This is a genomic window from Jiangella muralis (assembly GCF_001270745.1).
Classification (GTDB): domain Bacteria; phylum Actinomycetota; class Actinomycetes; order Jiangellales; family Jiangellaceae; genus Jiangella; species Jiangella muralis.
In genome coordinates, this window is record NZ_KQ434752.1 from 322,074 (window position 1) to 339,138 (window position 17,065).

Sequence of the window (17,065 nt, forward strand, 5' to 3'; positions counted from 1 at the left end):
GACGGCAACCGGTCCCGGCACCACGTCTGGGAGCGCCTCGTCGTCCGGCTCGCCATGTCGGCGGCGAAGTTCTTCGAGCGGTGCCCTTGTCCGGGCGAGTGACGTTCGGTGGGAACGTCACTCGCCCGGACCCGTCACCAGCGGCGAGCGTGCCTACCGGCCGACGGCACTGCGGGCGGCCGCACGGATCATTGCGCCATGCTCGCGGTCGTCGATCACACCCTCGGACAGCAGCTGGTCGGCCACTGCCCCGACGTGTCTGACGAACGGGCCGTGGTCATCCCACGCGCGCTCGTCGGCGATGCGGTCGTTGATCGAGCAGCCGCCGCCGGCCGCGCGGTTCGGCACCCCGCTGTCGACGCCGCCGATCACCACCGTCGCCCGGCCGTCCGTATCCGGACAGGTGACCGCGACCGCGATGGTCGCGGTCTGGGTCTGGGTCCGGTCCGCGACGGTGAGTGTCACCTCGAACGTGCCGCCCACGTCGAAGAGATGGGACCCGGTGACGTCATGCCCGGCCGCACCCTCGGTCACCACGCCGGGCGACTCACCCGTGCCGTCACCCCAGTCGATGCTCGCGGTCAGCGAAGCGCCAGGATTTCCCCACCCACCCGTGATCCCGGCGAGCACGTCACTGAACTCCTCGCCGACCGCGGCGGTGACCCCGGTCGCCGGCGTGACCTCGAGGTTCATCTCGGGGTCACGGTAGTCCTCGAGCTCGGTGAAGATGCCGTAGAGCGTTCGGGCGGGAACGTCATAGGCGAGCGTCATGAACACGCCGGGTTCGATCTCGACGCTGGACGGGTTGGCCTGATCGCCGTGCCCGGAATCGTAGATCGGTATCTGGTGGTGCCCACTCCAGTCGCCGCTGGCATCCGGGACGAGAACCCCGCCCGTCGGCCGGTTCGCCACCCCGGCGATCCCGTAGGTGACCAGCACGCTCCCGTCGTCGAGCAACAGCTGGTCGTGCGACGACGCCGGAATGTCGGTCGGTTCGGCAGGGGTCCACGTGTGCCCGTTGTCGAACGACCGGGACACGTACAGCACCTGTGGGTTCGAGGTGGCCCGAAGGCCCGCCACGATCTCGCCACTGGGCAGCACGGTCAGGTTGGGCTCCTGGAAGTGGATGCCGTTGTCCACCGCGATGGTGACCTCGTTGTCGCCGTCCCACGTCAGGCCGCCGTCGGTGCTGCGCACCACGGTGGCCCGCTGAGGTGGAGCGGAGGACACCGAGCTCAGCAAGATCCAGTAGGCGTTGCCGGTGCCGCCGGCGGCCCTGTCGCCCTGGATGCCGAACGTGAACCCGTTCGCGAACCGCTCCGGCGAGAAGGTGAAGCTGAGGTGCTTCTCGTCGGATGCGGGGTGAGCGCACGTCAGCGAGGTGATTTGTGTGCTGCTGTCGTCGAGGAGCCGGACCGCATGGTTGTCCGTCCCGGCGTCGCCGAACGGGGCACCGGTCACCTCGACGTCGCCTCGGACGGCGCAGCCGGCAGGGGGCTCGCCGAGCGGTTCGTCGTCGAACGTACGCACGTCGAGATCGGCAGCCGGTGGCGCCTCTGCTCCGATCGCGAGGTCGTCGACGTAGAACTCCATACCGGTCGGCGCCGTACCGGCCGACGCGAACGTGGCGTTGGTGAGGTTCACGGTGTCGTCGCGGCGTACGTCGGTGCTGAACGTCTCATCGCCGAGCGTGATCTCCAGGCTGGTGGCTGTCGCGTCCACCGACACCGGCTTGAACTGGCCGGGCGTTCCGAAGTTCTCGACCCGGCCGAGCGTCTGCCACGCGGCCCCGTCATAGACTCGTACGTCGACGTCCTGACTGGCCGAGCCCGGGGTGACGCCGTAGAGCGGAGCCAGCAGGTCGCCGTTGGCCAGTTCGACGATCGGGCCGTGGCTGGCCGACCATCCGTCCGCCGAGGCACAGCCGCCCGCCGGGGGCGGCTGCTCACAGCTCATCCGCGTGTCGATCCAGATCGGGTCACTCCAGGTCTGGCCGTCGTCCTCGGAGCGCACCACGTGGGTTCCCAGCTGCCGAGAGCCCGCCGGGTCCTCCCAGCTGGTGACGAAGTAGTCGAGCAGGATCGTGCCGTCGGAGAGTCGGGTCAGCTTCGGGTCGCGGTTGTCGAACCGGCCGGCCACGGCTGTGCGCGGTTCGGACCAGGTCTCGCCGTTGTCGTCGCTTTCGGTCACCCGGATCAGACCCTGTGGGTCGACGTGCCCGATGCCCGAGTAGTACGCGGCGAGCAACCGGCCGTCGTCGAGCCGGATCACGGACGGGAAACGCGGTGCCATGCCTTCGGGCTCGACCGCGATGACACTGCGCCTCTCGACCGCCACCGACAGGGTCGAACGTCCGGACGTTCCAGCCGAGCCAGTCACGTCGACGACGACGCTCTGGATCCCGGCCTCCGCGTACGGATGTGAGCCGATGATGTCGAACCGACTGTCCTGCGCGGACGCCCCGACCGTCGCGGGCTGCGGGCCGGCACCCCAGTCGACCGTCGCCTCGAACGTCTCGCCGGACGGCCCGCCGATCGGGCGGAAGCTCACCAGCCGGAATTCGGGCGAGCTCTCCCCTTCGCTCACCGGGTTCACCCAGGACGCGATGTCCACGAACTGCAGCCCGACGGGATCTGCGGCGAGCTCGGCCCCCACCGCCAGGTCGTCGATGTAGAACTCCATGCCCACCGCGGATAGACCAGCCGAGGAGAACACGACGTCGTTGAGGTTCACGGTGTCGTCGCGGCGCAGGTCCGTGATGAACGTCTCGCCGGCTGCGGTGATCTCAGCGGCGTCCGAGTTGGCCGCCACCGTCACCTCAGTGAACTCACCAGACGAACTCAGCCCTTCGACCCTGCCGAGCTGATTCCAGGCCGAGCCGTCGTACACCATGACGATCGCGTCGTCGGTGCCGGCGATCGGGCTCAGGCTGAACCACCACGCGTTTCCGGTACCGCCTGCGGCAGTGTCGCCGCGAATGCCGACCAGCAGAGGCGCGCCATGCCGCTGCGGGTTGACCATGAAGCTGACGTATCGCTCGTCGGATTCCGGGTAGTCGCACACCATGGTGGTCGTCGCCGAACCGGTGTCGTCGATCAGGCGGACGGCCCGGTTTTCGGTGCCGGCAGCACCGAACGGCGCCTCGCTGACCGCGACGTCACCGTTCGTCGCGCAGCCTTCGGGCGGCTCGTCGAGCGCTTCTCCGTCGAACGTTCGCACGTCGATCTCTGCGGTCGGATCCACCTCATCGGCCGCCGGCGCACTTGCCGCGACAGCCAGGGAGACGGTCGCCGCCGCCGTGAGGGCGATCAAGCAGCGCGGCCATGATCGCCTACGAATCGGGCTGGACATGAACACCTCCAAGCAGTGGACGGTGTTCTGAGAAGACATAAAAGATCATTCCATGTCAATCCCCATCGCGCGGGCGGACAGCCCGAGGTAGGAGAACTCCGTGGTCTCCTCCCCCGCGGCACCGGCGTCGAACGTGCTCTGCATCGCGGCGACCTGGACGAGAGCGGCCGCGCGGGGGTCAGACCCAGGCCTTCCAGTCGCGGAATGGGAAGTGCCGTCCCGCCTCGTAAGGGGGCACGGGCAGCCAGGCATTGACCCCGCGGTCGCCCCGGAACCAGAAGGCACTCTGCTGAAGCAGTTCAGGACTCGTGATCCGTGTCGAGGTGGGAATGTAGCGAATGGTCAAACCGGCTCGCCTCTTCGGCGACGTGTTGGCGTTCGAGGCGTGGTAGATCATCGGATGGTGGACCTCGACGTCGCCGGGCCGCAGCACGATGTCGACGGCGTCGTTCTCGTCGACCTCGACAGAGATCTCGGCGCCGAGGACGTCCTCCGTGCCGGTGGCGTGCATGTCCTTGATCTCGTTCTTGTGGCTCCCGGGCACCAGCCGCACGCACCCGTTCTCCGGCGTCGACTCGTCGATCGCGAGCCATAGCGTGACGACCTCCATGGGCTCGAGTGGCCAGAAGGCGGCGTCCTGGTGCCAGCGGACCTCCTTGCCCGTGAACGGCGGCTTCACCAGGTAGTGCGAGGCGAACAGACCGATGTCGGGCCCGAGGAACAGTTCGGCGATGTCGACCAGGCGGTCGTCACTGACGAGACGCACCCAGAACGGATCGTCGGTGACGAGGTCCTGAGCGAGCATTTCTGGGCTGCGCCCCGGGTTGTGCTCGAGCAGCCAGGCGATGTGCCCGCTCACCTCGTCGATGAGGTCACGGTCGAGCACGTTCCGGAAGATCGCGTACCCGTCACGGTCGTAGTTGGCGAGCATCGCTGCCCGCTCAGGGGTCGTCGTGGCGTTCATGTCCTGGTCCTCTCCGCGGCCAAGGTTGTCGATGACCATCACCCTGACAGCATCGGATCGGCGTCGCGCGCACCTGCGCGCCGAATACTTGTAATCTGTTGATGTGCAGCTGGAGGTCGTCCGACTCGGAACACTTCTCGACGGCGCCCCGTTCTACGCGAACTCGATCGTGTTGCGGAGGCACGCCCCGCACCGGCACCACGACTACGTCGAGGTCATGGCGATCACCGCCGGGGAGGGCGAGCACGCGATCATCTCCGGCGGACGTGTGGTGGAGCGCAGTCCGATGACTCCCGGGCAGCTCTATCTGTTCCGGCCCCGCGACGTGCACAGCTTCGAGGCCACGACTGAGTCCGGTCTCGGCATCATCAACGTCGCCATGCCCGTGTCAGTCTGGCAGCGGTTCGCGAGCCTCACCGGTCTCGATCCGTCCTGGTCGCGCTCATCGAGGCCACCGATGGTGACGTTCGAACCGGGAAGTCCGCTCGTCATGGGGCCGCTCGAATCAGCCGTCGAGCGCTTCCACAGCGGCCAGGCGAGCATGCTGGATCTGCTGCGGTTCTGGGGCGACATCATCCCGCTGCTGCTCCCGGCCCCGCGGCAGGATCAGCCCGGGTTCGGGGCGCCGACCTGGCTGCTCGCCGGCGTCGACGCGATGCTGGAGGAGGAGAACCTGCGCGAGGGCGTCCCGCGCCTGCTCCAGCTGGCATACGTCAGCCCAGCTCACCTGTCCCGGGTTACGCGGCAGTACTTCGGGATGACGCCGACCGACCTCGTGGCGAACCTCCGCATCCGGCACGCGACGATGCTGCTCAGCACCAGCCTGGACAGCGTGAGCAGGATCGCCGAGCGTTGTGGGTTCTCGAGCCCGTCGTACTTCAGCAACTGCTTCCGGCGAGCGACGCTCATGTCGCCGCGCGAGTACCGGAGCAGACTGCTCGGAGGCTACTTCGGCACACCGCGTCAGCCTCCGCCGGAGCTCACCAGCGGAAGATGACGGGGCAGACGTCTTCGCGGTCCAGGTGGGCGACGAGGGCAGACTCACGATCCACCGGCACCGACTTCTCGGTGCGCAGGTGCACCGCAAGGCTGAGCCGCGGCGACGACGACACGTTCTGGTGGCTGCCGTGCACCAGCCAGCGATGGTGGAAACTGACGCCTCCCGCGGGCAGGACGTCGTCGACCTCACTCCATTCGTCTCCGGACGGGATAGCGACGACCGCCTTGATCGCCTCCTGGTCCTGGTTGAAGAAGTCGCCGTCCACCTCACCCCACCGGTGCGATCCGGGGACGAACCGCATGGGTCCGCTCGCGGCCGTCACGTCGCTGAGCGCCAGCCACGCCGTGAACAGCCCGTCGCCCGTGCCCCACGTCGACTGCCAGTAGTGGTGGTCCTGGTGCCAGCCGATGTTGGTGTCGTTCGTGCGACCCGGTGTCGGTGGCTTGTAGAGACCCTGGACCTGCCAGACCTGCACCATGTCGGCGCCGGTCACGTCGGCGGCGAGGCGCCCGAGGCCGGATCGCGTGAGCGCCTCGACGAGCCTCTGGTCCGCGAGCTGCGGCATGTCGATCTTCGCCAGCCGGTGCGGGTCGTCGCCCGGCTTCCAGCTGGACACCACCGGCCAGACGCCGGTCGCGTAGTGACCGTTGCGGACATCGGCGAGCGCCCGGGCGGCGTGCGCCAGCGGCTCCGGCTCGAGCACGGGCCGGTCGTGGATGTAGAAGCCGTCCGCCTGAAACTGCTCGTACGGGGTTCCCGTCGCCACGCTCATGATGAGGGTTCTCCTTGGTCCGGGCCGGAGCAGGTCGCTCCCCCAGGAAGGACGGGCTTCCTAGGGGCGGGTGGTCAGGTCGTAGCGGTGCCGGCAGGACCAGCCCAGGTCGAGGTTCTGGACTCCGCCTGGCGCATGGACGCAGAAGAACGTGAGACTCATCGCGTGGACCGCCGGCGTCGACACATGCTGCTTGAGCGGCAGAGTCGGAGCTTCGAGCAGTGACGTGGTCTTCAGGGTCCTGGTGGCGAACGTCGGCGTCGGGCTCTCGCTGATCCACCAGGTCGTCCCGGCGACCGCCGTGGTGTTCTGCCACCAGGCGACGCGGCTCTCGGACGGCGGGATGTCGACGACCTGTCCGCTGGTCGCTGAGCCGGAGTTCCCGACACCATCGATCAGGTACGTGCGCGACGTGTTCGCCGACGAGTAGCGGTTCGGCCGCGCCGTGCCCGCGCCGTAGCCACTGGTCCAGTCGCGGGCGGTGTCCCAGAACGCGACGAGAACCGACACCGGCGCCGCCCCGGCGGCGTTGTCGCGGAACACGTACGTCTCGACGCGGATGTCGTCGACCGTCGGACCGAAGTCGTACCGCTGCTGGTAGGCGATCGACTGGCTAGCGGCGACGGTCGTGTTCGTGTCCGCCGATCCGCTGAGGTTCGTGAGATGGCCCTGTACCTGGTAGGCGACGCCGTTCGGGTAGACCACGGAGGTGGCCCCGTCGACCTGGAGGACCGGAGCGGGCTCCCGGTTGGAGTAGAACTGCGTGGCGGGGTCGTCGGCGAGCTGGGTGTTGGCGATGAGCCCGTGGCCGCTGCCCGCGTTGCCGGAGTACGGAAGCAGCTCGTTCCAGGCGCCGTCGGACCGGAAGTTGAGGTCCTCACCCGAGTTCTGCATCGACCACAGCCCACGCAGTGCGCCACCAGCCCAGACGTCAGACGCCGAGTGCGACAGGTCCAGCCAGGCGATGTACTTGTCCGTGACGATGATGCGGTCGCCCGCTCGCATCATGAGGCCGATGATGTTGTCGGCCGTGGCGGTGAGCACGTGGGCCCGGCTGAGGCTCGCCGAGGAGAGATTGTCCAGGATGATCATCTGGCCGCTGATGTTCACCAGCGACTGGGTGGCGGCCGCAGGAGGCGCCTGGCCGACCAGGCCCACGACGCCCAGCGCCAGCGTCGTCAGGACGGCCGCCGCTCGACGCATCAGTGACGTGGGCAGGGTGGTCATCTGACAGTCCTTATCCTCGCCGCACCGTGGCCATATGCTCATCGACTGAGCGTTAGGGCACATTCAATGAGCCCACCACAGCGCTGTCAAGGGCGATTTGCGCACGACGAATGGTTGACATCGCGGCACGCAGTCGGCTGGGATGTGCTGAGCACATGCTCGATTCGAATGCAATAGATCAGCCCGGCGTCGCCACCTTGGTGGGTGAAGGATGGAACGGAATGACTGACGCACGAGTCGACGTGACCGGCGCGGTGCTGCGCGAGGAGACGATCCTGCGCCTGGGTGGCAACGGCGACAACTGGCACCTGAGCTGGTGCGCCGACGACACACAGGTGACGGCGTTGTGCGACGGCGCGGGGTGGCGGGACGATCCCGGGTCGTTCCACAACGCGCGGCTCTACCGGATCATCGGCGGCCCGCACGACGCGCGCTTCGAGGACGTCGCGGGGTATCCACTGCTGGCCGATGACTGGAACGCGCCGCCCCCGCCGAGGGCGCGGTACTACGGATTCGGCACGCTCGCGGTCGACGGGCAGCTCTACCAGTACCTGAGCACGTTCAACACACCGATGATGGTCGACCCCGACACATTCGCCGACGATCTCCGCTTCGTCGGCGCGAAACTGATCCACTCGCCGGACGGTGGCGCCACCTGGCGCAACCAGGACGGCACCGCGCCGGTGCTCTGGCAGCCCTACGACCAGCGGTCCAGGGACACGATGGTGTTCTTCGAGGAGGACCAGGACGCGTTCTCACTGCTGTCCATCGTGCAGATGGGCCGCGACTACCGCGCGAACGCCGACGGTCACGTCTATGTCTACGCGCCCAACGGCAGCACCGACGGCACGATGAACGAACTCGTGCTGTTCCGGGTCCCGACGGACCGGATCCTCGATCGCGGCGCCTATCGCTACTTCGCGGGCGCCGAGCCGAACGGAGAGGCGGTGTGGGCCGCCGGCATCGACGACCGCGCCGTCGTGCACACCTTCCCCCGCGGCTGGGTCAACACCGACATCCACCCCTATGCCTGGCACCCGTCCATCACGTACAACGAGCCGCTGGGCCTCTACCTCATGGCCAACTGGGGCATGGGCACCACACCAGAGGGCCTGTGGTTCGGTCGACCGAGCTACCTCGGCATCTACATCTCACCCACCGCCTGGGGACCCTGGACGCAGATCCACGAGGACACGGCCTGGACCCCCGGTGGCGACGCGGCGGCACGCTGCTACCAGCCGCAGATCGCCCCCAAGTGGATCAGCTCGGACGGCACCTCCTTCTGGCTCGTCTGGACCGACTTCCAGTCCACCCGCACCGAGGAGGAGGCGAAGGAGGAGCAGCGCCGCCTGGACGACGAGGGCGCCGGCATGGCGGCTCGCATCGACAGCATGGTCACGACGATGCCGTACTACTCCTTCAACGCGCAGCGCGTCGACCTGCAGCTGAGCACCGTCAGATGACGCGGTCGTTTCCGCCGTCGACGGGTACCTGAGCGCCGGTGGTCCTGGCGAACGCCGGGCCGGCCAGCGCCAGGCACATCTCCGCGACGTCGGCGCTGCTCACCTCGGTCTTGAGGAGATTGCGCCGCTTGTACCCGTCGACCGTGAGGCCGTAGTGCTCGGCTCGCGACGCCAGGACCTCGTCGCTCCAAAGCCCGGTGTCGAAGACGGCGTCGGGATGGACGGCGTTGACCCTGATGGCGTCGCCAGCCCACTCCAGAGCGATGACCCGGGCCAACTGGGTGAGCGCGGCCTTGGAGGCCGAGTACGCGGCTACGCCCTGCCCGGGGGCGGCCACGTTCTTCGAGCCGACGACGATCACCCGCCCGCCATCCGGCGCCAGCCGCAGCATCGGGTACGCCTCACGCAGCAGGGTCACGGCCGAGTCGGCGTTGACGCCCATGACGCTCCTCCAGTGCTCGAGACTCATGCCGCTGACGGGAACCGCCGGCGGGAACACCCCGGCGTTCAGGATCACGATGTCGATCCCTCCGTAGGCGCGCACGGCCGCGTCGACAGCGGAGACCAGGTCGCGCTCCTGCGTCACGTCGCAGCGCACCCCGAGGAAGGCGGCGCCGCTGAACACGTCCTCCACGGCGGCGTCGATGTCCAGTCCGACCACCGCCGCGCCCTGGTCGAGGAAGCGCGCCGCACAGGTCCGGCCGATACCGCTGGCCGCCCCGGTGATCAGCGCGATCTGCCCTTCGAGCGGCGGTCGCGCCCCGGCGCGCCGGAGCTTCGCCTGCTCGAGGTCCCAGTACTCGACGTCGAAGAGGTCCTCGGGGCTGAGCGTGCGGTAGCCCCCGAGTGATTCGGCCCGGCCAATGATGTCGATCGTGTGGCGGTAGATGTCCTCGGCGACGAGCGCATCGCCGGCGGTCCGGCCGGCGCAGGACATGCCGAGTTCGGGGTCGAGGACGATGCGAGGGGCCGGGTCGAGCATCGTCACCTCGGCGCGTCCCCGTGCTCGTCCCGCCTCGACGTAGCGTGCATACGCGTCGCGGTACGCCTCGACGTCCCGGCCGAGCTGCGGCGTCGGCTTGGTCCGCAGCACGTGGTCCGGCGTGGCCGGCCCCTGCTGGGAGATGGTCGCCACCTCGGGATGCTGGGCGAACGCGAGCACAGCCGCGTCGTCATGCGTGCTCATGATCATGGGGCGGCCGGCGGCAGCGCTGATCGCCGCGCGCAGCTCCGCCGTCGCGACACGACGATCGGCACCCGACGACCGGGACGGCCGCGGCGCCGGCGGCGTCGCATGCCGCTCGACGACGCGCTCGGCCTTGGCGACCACGTCGATCATCCGCTCGTAGGACTCACGAGCGGTCTCCCCGAAGGTGAACACGCCGTGGTTCAGCAGGATCATGCCCACGGTCTGCGGGCCCGCCTCCTTCGGGAACCGCTCGGCGCACAGCCGGGCAAGCTCGAACCCCGGCATGACGTACGGGATGACGACGACAGAGTCGCCGTACACCTCGCGCACCAGCTCCTCACCGTGCGCCGTGTTGGTCAGCGTGACGACCGCGTCCGCGTGCGTGTGGTCGACGAAACGGTACGGCAGGATCGCGTGCGTGATCGCCTCGACGGAGGGCATGGGCGCCGCCGCGTCGAGCCGGAAGTTCGCGAGCGCCCGCGCCATGTCCACATCGCTGAGCCGGTCCAATCTGCTCATTTCGAGCAGCGACGCGAGGCGAACCGGCGTGAAGCCCTGTCGTTCGATCGAGGCCAGGTCCCAGCCGCTGCCCTTGACGAACAGGGCGTCCTCGACCTCGCCGACGACCGGACGGACGGACGACTTGACCGAGGTGTTCCCGCCGCCGTGCAGGACCAGGGACGGGTCCTGGCCGAGCAGGCGTGAGCTGTAGGCGCGAAGTGCGAGCTCGTCGCCCGTGAAGGCGGTGGCGTCGTCGTCATTCCATCGGCTCGAGATCATCGCGTCCCACCCATCGGGTCTGAGGCGAAATACGTCCGGACCGTTGTCAGGAACCGCGCGGCATCGACGCCGTCAACCGTCCGGTGGTCGCAGGTCAGGCACACGCTGAGCTGCGGCGCGATGGCGAAGCCGTCGCCGGCGGCGACGACCCGGTTCTGGACGGATGCGGCGGCCAGGATCGCGGTCTGGCTAGGGTCGACGATCGCCTGGAAGCTGTCGACGTCGTACCTGCCCAGGTTGCTGACGGTGATGGCCGCCGGCCGCTGGTCGTCGTTCCGCAACGCCGCCGCACGTGCGCGGCCTGCGGCGGAGGCGACCGTCTCCACGAGCGTCGGCAGCGATCCGGCGTCCGGTGCGGGAATCGTGACGACGTGCAGCGATTCGTCGCCGGCGACGGCGAGGCCGACGTCGGGCGACGTCAGCACGTCGTAGCGGGGCCCGTCGTCGGACCAGACCCGCAGCATCCGCGGATGTTCGCGCAGCGCCCTGGCGACGGCACGGAGCAGCAGATGGGTGTAGGTCAGCTTGGCGCCGTCGTCGGCCCGGTACTCGCCGATCTCCTGCTGAGCCTTCCGGGCGTCGAGCTGCGCGGTGACGCTGAACTGCGGGATGGTCTGGACGGACTGGGTGAGCCTGCGCGCGATCGCCCGCCGGACCGGCGAGACGTCGTGGGACTCCCCGGCCTCGTCGACGGCGTCGCCGGCCTCGCCGGCGGGCGCCGCGCGCGCCCGTTCGACATCGCCTCGCTCGACGCGACCGCCCGGGCCGGTGCCCTCCACCTCCCCCAGGTCGATGCCCAGCTCGGCGGCCAGTCTGCGCACCGCGGGCAGGGCCTGGACCCGGCTCGGCGCCTGCGGCGACGGCGCCTCGTCGCCCGGCGACCCGACGTACGCGAGCAGCGCGCCGGACTCGAGCCGGTCGCCCGGCTGCGCGACGATCCTGAGCACGATGCCTTCTTCGGCCGACTCGACCTCGACCTGCGACTTGTCGGTCTCCACACACAGCAGCGGCTCGGCGATCTCGATCGGATCGCCTTCGGACTTGTACCACTCGACGATCGTCATCTCGTCGGAGGTCTGCCCCAGGTTCGGCAGCCGGATCTCAATGGCCATGGATGCGCGTCCTCAGAGCTCGCACAGCGATCGGATCTCGCTCTTGATGCGCTCCGTGCTGGGCACGACCGCCTGTTCGAGTACCGGAGCGACGGGCAGCGGCACGTCATGGGCCGCGACGCGTCTGATCGGCGCCGCCAGCGAGAACAACCGTTCCTCGGCCGTGCGGGCCGCCAACTCCGCACCCCAGCCGCCGGTGAGGGTGTCCTCATGGGCGATGAGGAGGCGACTGGTCTTGTCGACGGAGGCGAAGATCGTCTCGGTGTCCATCGGGAGCAGCGAGACCGGGTCGATCACCTCGCACTCGATCCCTTCGGCCGAGAGCTCCTCCGCCGCGGCCAGGCACCGGTACAGCGTCAGGTGGGTCGCGACGACCGTCACTGAGGTGCCGGATCGCTTCACCACCGCCTGGCCGATCGGGAAGAGATACTCCTCCTCCGGCACGTGAGCGGTCAGGTCGAGGCCGCCGGCCTGCTCGCGTCCCTTGCTTCCGTAGAGGAGCTTGTGCTCGAAGACGAGCACCGGATCGTCGTCACGCACAGCGCTCTTGAGAATGCCTTTGGCGTGGTAGGCGTCCGACGGGCACACCACCTTGAGCCCGGGCACGTGGGTGAAGAAGCTCTCGGGGCATTGCCCATGCTGTGCCCCCCGGTTCGACGTGCCGACCGGACACCGCATCACCAGGGGGACCGATAGTTTGCCCCCGGACATGTAGCGCATCTTCGCGGCCTGGTTGACCAGTTCGTCCATGCACTCGAAGAGGAAGTCGGCGTACTGCACGTCGGGGATCGGGCGCATGCCCATCAGGGCGGCGCCGACGGCGGCTCCGGCGATCGCTTTCTCACTGATCGGAGTGTCGATGATGCGGTCGCGCCCGAACCGCTCCGGCAGGCCGAGGTAGACGCCGAAGGCCCCGCCGAATCCGCCGGGGATGCCGACGTCCTCGCCGATCAGGAAGACCCGGTCGTCGCGTTCCATCTCTTCGGCGATGGCTTCCCGGATCGCCTCGGCGATGGTGAGCCTGCGCTCCGGGCCGGACGGCGCGCCGCCGGGCTCCAGCGTGGCGGCGTGCCCGGCAGGATGGGTCATCGGAGTGCTCCGATCGTGATCGGGGTGGCGTACGCGTCCGTCAGCGCCTCGGCGGCGTCAGGGTCCGGAGAGTTCCTCGCGAACTCGACCGCATCGTCGAGCTCACTGGTCACCTCGGCGACGAGCGCGGCCAGTGCCGCCTCGTCGGCGGTCCCGGCCGTCGTCAGCGCGAGCCCGAACCGGTCGATGGGGTCGCGCTCCTTCCATTCCTTCTCCTCGTCGCGGCTGCGGTAGCCGCGTGCGTCACCACGGCTGTGTCCCGCGAATCGATACGTCTTCGCCTCGATCAGCGTCGGCCCGTCACCCGCGGCGGCCCGTGCCCGCGCCGTCTCGACCGCCGCGCGGACCGCGACCACGTCCATGCCGTCGACGACCTGGGCGGGAACGCCGTAGGCGGCCGCTCGATCGGCGACGTCGGTCACCAGACTGGTCAGGTGGAAGGGAGTCGACGCGCCGTACATGTTGTTCTCGCACACGAAGACGATGGGCAGCTTCTGCACGGCGGCGAAGTTGAGGCCCTCGTGGAACGCGCCCTCGTTGGTCGCTCCCTCGCCGAAGAAGCAGGTCGCGACCTGTCCCGTGGACCGGAGTTTGAACGCGAGTCCGAGGCCGGTCACGACGCTGTTGCCGCCGGCCACGATCGCGATCGCCGGAACCATCCCGGCATCGGGATCGCCGAGGTGCATGGACCCGCCCTTGCCGCCGCAGCAGCCCGTGGCCTTGCCGTAGAGCTCGGCCATCGCCCCGCGCATGGAGACGCCCTTGGCGAGGGCGTGCCCGTGCGGCCGGTGCGTCGAGGTGATCCAGTCGTCCGGCCGCAGGGCGTCGCAGGTTCCCACCGCGACGGCCTCCTGGCCCTGGTACTGGTGCAGCGTGCCGGGCAGCTCGCCGCGGAGGAACAGCTGGTAGACGCGGTCCTCGAAGCGGCGGATCCGGACGAGTCCGCGGTACAGCCGGAGCGCCTTCTCACCGGACAGGCCGCCGACGTCGATGGGCCGGGTCACGACGCCACCGCCTCGGCGACGTGCTCGGCCCGGCCCGAGGCGCCGTAGAGCCGCATGAAGGAGCGGACGGTCTCGGTGACCGCGGTCTTGCCGGCGACCAGCAGGTCGGTGTCCTTGTGCGACCCGACGAGGTCGTGCACCGACTCCCTGCCCGTCCACGACCGCGTCCTGTCGAGGACGGCGTCGAGGAACCGGCTCTTGAGCCGCGTGCCGACGTTGAACTTCGTCGCGCCCGCGGCGATCGCGGCGGCCACGGATGCGTCGGGGAACCCGGTGCCCCCGTGGATCGCCAGGGGCACCGTCACGGCGGACCGGATGGACTGGAGACGGTCGACGTCGACGTCCGCGCTACCGGAGGTCAGCAGGTGCACGTTGCCCACCGACACCGCCAGGCAGTCGACGCCCGTGGTCGCGACGAACGCCGCCGCCTCGTCTGGATCCGTGAGGCTCGCGTGGCTGCCGTCGAGGCCACCGTCATACGCGTCCGGCAGGCTGCCGAGTTCGGCCTCGACGGCCACCCCCGCCGAGTGCGCGGCAGCGACCAGTCTCGTGATGGCCGTCGTGGCCTCGTCCAGCGGCCACCGATGGCTGTCGATCATGACCGCGTTGAAGCCGGCATCCACGCCGGCGAGCGCCTGATCGAGAGTGTGGGTTTCGTTCAGTAGAAACGAGGCCGTCACGTTGCGGCGCTCCAGCAGCGCCCGCCCGGTAGCGGCAAGCATCTCGATCCCGCCTGTGTCGAGCCAGGTGTCCGCGAGCATGGTGGCGCCGAAGCCGACGATGACCGGGGCATTCTCCGCTTCTGCGGCGTCGAGGACCGCTTCGAAGGAGTAGCTGTCCCAGCTCTCGAAGTAGCCCAGCGCATAACCACGAGCCCGCGCGTCGGCGAGCAGAGTGGGCAGCGGAACGAGTGGCATGTGATCTCCCTACGCGTCGGTGGCGGTAGCGCCAGCGGTGTGTGCGGCCACGAGCTCAGTCCTCCGAAGCGCGGCGAGCGCTTCGTCCCGGGTGGCGATCGTCGTGTGACAGCCCAGTCCGCGGCAGGCGGAGGCCCCGACCGCAGTGGCGAAGCGCACCTGCTGCTCAGTGCCCCAGCCCTCGAGCATCCCGGCGATCAGCCCCGCGGTGAACGCGTCGCCCGAGCCCGACGTGTCCACCGCCTCGACCACGGGAGGCCGGACGTGGAACGAGCCGTCGGCATCGGCGAAGAGCGCTCCGGTCGAGCCGCAGGTGATGATCAGCGAGGCACAGCCCCACCCGAGCAGCACCTCGGCCTGCTTGGCGAGCGAGTCCTCACCGGTGAGTGCGGCCGCCTCGTCCTGGTTGGGCAGGAAGCAGTCGACGTGCGGCAGGACGAGCCTCAGTTCCCGGCCGAGATTTTCGCCGCCACTCGGCACGACGACGTCGAGGATCGTGCGAACACCCGCGTCGCGCACCGTGGCGAACAGCTCGGCAAGCTCCTGCGATCGCACGCCCGGCAACGCGAGAAAGCCACCCACCGCGAGCGCCCGGGCGCCCGGGACCGCGGCGCCGATGTCGGCGACGGTCAGCTCCGCGTTCGCTCCGGCGGTGTGGATGTACCGGCGATCCTCGCCGATCACCGGGAGGATCACGGTCTGGGAGGTGGGCAGCCGCCGCGAGGCCGACACCTGCGCCACGCCCACGCCCCTCGCCGCGAGGTCGGCGCGCAGCCAGTCCCCGAGCTGGTCGGCGCCCACCTTCGCCGCGAGCGCAACCGGCACGTTCAGCCGGGCGAGTGTCGCCGCGGTGTTTGCCGCGCACCCACCGGCGCCGAGCAGGAAGTCGTCCGTCGCCACCAGCTCGCCGGGGCCCGGCAGGCGCTGGAGGGGCGGGACGAACGTGTCCGCGACGATCAGTCCGGCGCAGACGACCGCCGGATCCCGCCCATCGGAGCGCCCGGCGGACTCGCTGCTCATATCGACCCGCTCCTTGTCTTTTGTTCAGGTACCGAGCATATGCTCAACGTATGGTCGCCGAGGATGAACCGTCAAGAGCCCGGCGGACGTGGCTACGATTGCCCCAGTCCAGACCCTCGGAGATGACTTCCGTGATCGAACCGTCGCCCGACGTGCTGACGCCGTCCGTGGAACTGCTGACCCGCGTCGCATCGCTCTATCACCTGCAGGGGATGACCCAGGAGGAGATCGCCGCCAAGCTGGGACTCTCCCGGCCGAAGGTGGGACGGCTGCTCAAACAGGCGCGAGACGTCGGCATCGTCGAGATCACCGTCCATGTGCACCCATCGCTGGCGATGCCGTTGGAGAGCGAGCTGAGCTCGCGGTTCGGCCTGCGCGTCGTCGTCGTCAGTGACCAGCCCGACGAGGCGGCACAGCGCGCCCAGGTGGGCAAGGCGGCCGCGATCGCACTCGATCGCCTGCTCATCGACGGTGCAACCGTCGCGGTCGGAATGGGCCGCAACGTCAAGGCGGTCAGCGAGCAGGCCGCCGGTCTGCGCAAGCGCCCCTGCACCGTGATCAGCGGCATCGGAGGATCTGCCCAGGTCGGCGAGGGACTGAACTCCAACGACATCGCCACCCGCCTCGCCGACGCCCTCGGCGGCCGGTTCGAGGGCGTCTACGCCCCCGCGTACGTCGAGAGCACGGGCGTGCGCGACGCCTTCCTGGGGCATGCCGACATCGGCCGCACGCTGTCACGCGCGCGCAACGCCGACATCGCCATCGTCGGAATCGGTAACGCCGTGCCCGACTCCCTCGTCGTGCGTCTCGGCTGCATCTCGGCCGAGGAGATGACGCGGCTGAGCGCGGACGGTGCGGTCGGCGACATCCTGGGCCACTTCTTCAACGCCGACGGCGCGCCCATCGCCGAATGGATCGAGCAGCGTGTCGTCGGGCTCACCCGCGACGATCTCCGCCTGATCCCCGACGTCATCGCCACCGCGTCGGAGGCCACCAAGGCGCCGGCGATCCTGGGCGCACTCCAATCCGGACTGATCAACACGCTGGTCATCTCCGTTGCCACGGCTCGCGGCATCCTCACCCTCGTCGACACGCCGCCGCACCGCCGGAGCAGGCCGTAGCGCGTCCCGCGCGACGGACGTCTCCCGCTTCGCCGGTCCTCCGGATCGAAGCGGGA

General features: G+C 69.3%; 14 protein-coding genes. 4 read left to right on the plus strand and 10 right to left on the minus strand.

Annotation, left to right across the window (positions count from 1 at the left end):
* Positions 1–153 precede the first annotated feature (153 nt).
* Positions 154–3,066, minus strand: a complete 2,913-nt coding sequence (locus ACW62_RS04475; protein ID WP_157574368.1) for a sialidase family protein — start codon at positions 3,064–3,066, stop codon at positions 154–156.
* Between ACW62_RS04475 and ACW62_RS35070 the strand changes: the two genes are divergently transcribed.
* Positions 3,065–3,382 carry a hypothetical protein gene (locus tag ACW62_RS35070; protein WP_157574370.1) on the plus strand — a complete coding sequence of 106 codons (318 nt, stop codon included), beginning with the start codon at positions 3,065–3,067 and terminating at the stop codon, positions 3,380–3,382. The two genes, ACW62_RS04475 and ACW62_RS35070, sit on opposite strands and share 2 nt — an antisense overlap.
* 147 nt (positions 3,383–3,529) lie before the next feature.
* On the opposite strand, the gene ACW62_RS04480 is transcribed toward ACW62_RS35070, so the two are convergent.
* Positions 3,530–4,354 carry a phytanoyl-CoA dioxygenase family protein gene (locus tag ACW62_RS04480; RefSeq protein WP_338033101.1) on the minus strand — a complete coding sequence of 275 codons (825 nt, stop codon included), beginning with the start codon at positions 4,352–4,354 and terminating at the stop codon, positions 3,530–3,532.
* A gap of 64 nt (positions 4,355–4,418) precedes the next feature.
* On the opposite strand from ACW62_RS04480, the gene ACW62_RS04485 reads away from it, so the two are divergent.
* Complete coding sequence (locus ACW62_RS04485; protein WP_053202876.1) at positions 4,419–5,312, plus strand: helix-turn-helix transcriptional regulator; 894 nt, start codon at positions 4,419–4,421, stop codon at positions 5,310–5,312.
* Here the strand turns inward: ACW62_RS04485 and ACW62_RS04490 are convergent.
* Both ACW62_RS04490 and ACW62_RS04495 read right to left on the minus strand, forming a co-directional pair.
* Positions 5,296–6,087, minus strand: a complete 792-nt coding sequence (locus ACW62_RS04490; protein ID WP_053202877.1) for a phytanoyl-CoA dioxygenase family protein — start codon at positions 6,085–6,087, stop codon at positions 5,296–5,298. The genes ACW62_RS04485 and ACW62_RS04490 overlap by 17 nt on opposite strands.
* A 60-nt stretch (positions 6,088–6,147) precedes the next feature.
* Positions 6,148–7,314, minus strand: coding sequence for a hypothetical protein (locus ACW62_RS04495; RefSeq protein WP_053202878.1), 1,167 nt, complete (start codon positions 7,312–7,314; stop codon positions 6,148–6,150).
* A gap of 221 nt (positions 7,315–7,535) precedes the next feature.
* Here ACW62_RS04495 and ACW62_RS04500 point away from each other — a divergent pair, with 221 nt between their 5' ends.
* Positions 7,536–8,777, plus strand: a complete 1,242-nt coding sequence (locus ACW62_RS04500; protein WP_205629133.1) for a DUF4185 domain-containing protein — start codon at positions 7,536–7,538, stop codon at positions 8,775–8,777.
* Here ACW62_RS04500 and ACW62_RS04505 read toward each other — a convergent pair.
* Genes ACW62_RS04505 through ACW62_RS04530 form a run of 6 tightly spaced genes read right to left on the minus strand, consistent with a single transcriptional unit; the run spans position 8,770 to position 15,888 of the window.
* Positions 8,770–10,743 (minus strand): bifunctional aldolase/short-chain dehydrogenase, encoded by a 1,974-nt coding sequence (locus tag ACW62_RS04505; RefSeq protein WP_053203126.1) that lies wholly within the window; start codon positions 10,741–10,743, stop codon positions 8,770–8,772. The two genes, ACW62_RS04500 and ACW62_RS04505, sit on opposite strands and share 8 nt — an antisense overlap.
* Positions 10,743–11,858, minus strand: a complete 1,116-nt coding sequence (locus tag ACW62_RS04510) for a dihydrolipoamide acetyltransferase family protein (protein WP_053202879.1) — start codon at positions 11,856–11,858, stop codon at positions 10,743–10,745. Before ACW62_RS04510 ends, ACW62_RS04505 begins: the two co-directional genes overlap by 1 nt.
* Positions 11,859–11,870: 12 nt before the next feature.
* Complete coding sequence (locus ACW62_RS33760; protein WP_157574372.1) at positions 11,871–12,947, minus strand: alpha-ketoacid dehydrogenase subunit beta; 1,077 nt, start codon at positions 12,945–12,947, stop codon at positions 11,871–11,873.
* Entirely contained in the window at positions 12,944–13,951 is a 1,008-nt protein-coding gene (locus ACW62_RS33765; RefSeq protein WP_053202880.1) for a thiamine pyrophosphate-dependent dehydrogenase E1 component subunit alpha, read from the minus strand. Before ACW62_RS33765 ends, ACW62_RS33760 begins: the two co-directional genes overlap by 4 nt.
* On the minus strand, positions 13,948–14,868 hold the full coding sequence (locus tag ACW62_RS04525) for a class II fructose-bisphosphate aldolase (RefSeq protein WP_053202881.1): 921 nt from the start codon (positions 14,866–14,868) through the stop codon (positions 13,948–13,950). The genes ACW62_RS33765 and ACW62_RS04525 overlap by 4 nt, the downstream gene beginning before the upstream one ends.
* A 9-nt stretch (positions 14,869–14,877) precedes the next feature.
* A complete protein-coding gene (locus tag ACW62_RS04530; RefSeq protein WP_053202882.1) occupies positions 14,878–15,888 on the minus strand; it encodes a carbohydrate kinase family protein in 1,011 nt (336 codons plus the stop codon).
* A gap of 50 nt (positions 15,889–15,938) precedes the next feature.
* Between ACW62_RS04530 and ACW62_RS04535 the strand changes: the two genes are divergently transcribed.
* Positions 15,939–17,009 (plus strand): sugar-binding transcriptional regulator, encoded by a 1,071-nt coding sequence (locus ACW62_RS04535; protein WP_083459198.1) that lies wholly within the window; start codon positions 15,939–15,941, stop codon positions 17,007–17,009.
* Positions 17,010–17,065: the final 56 nt, after the last annotated feature.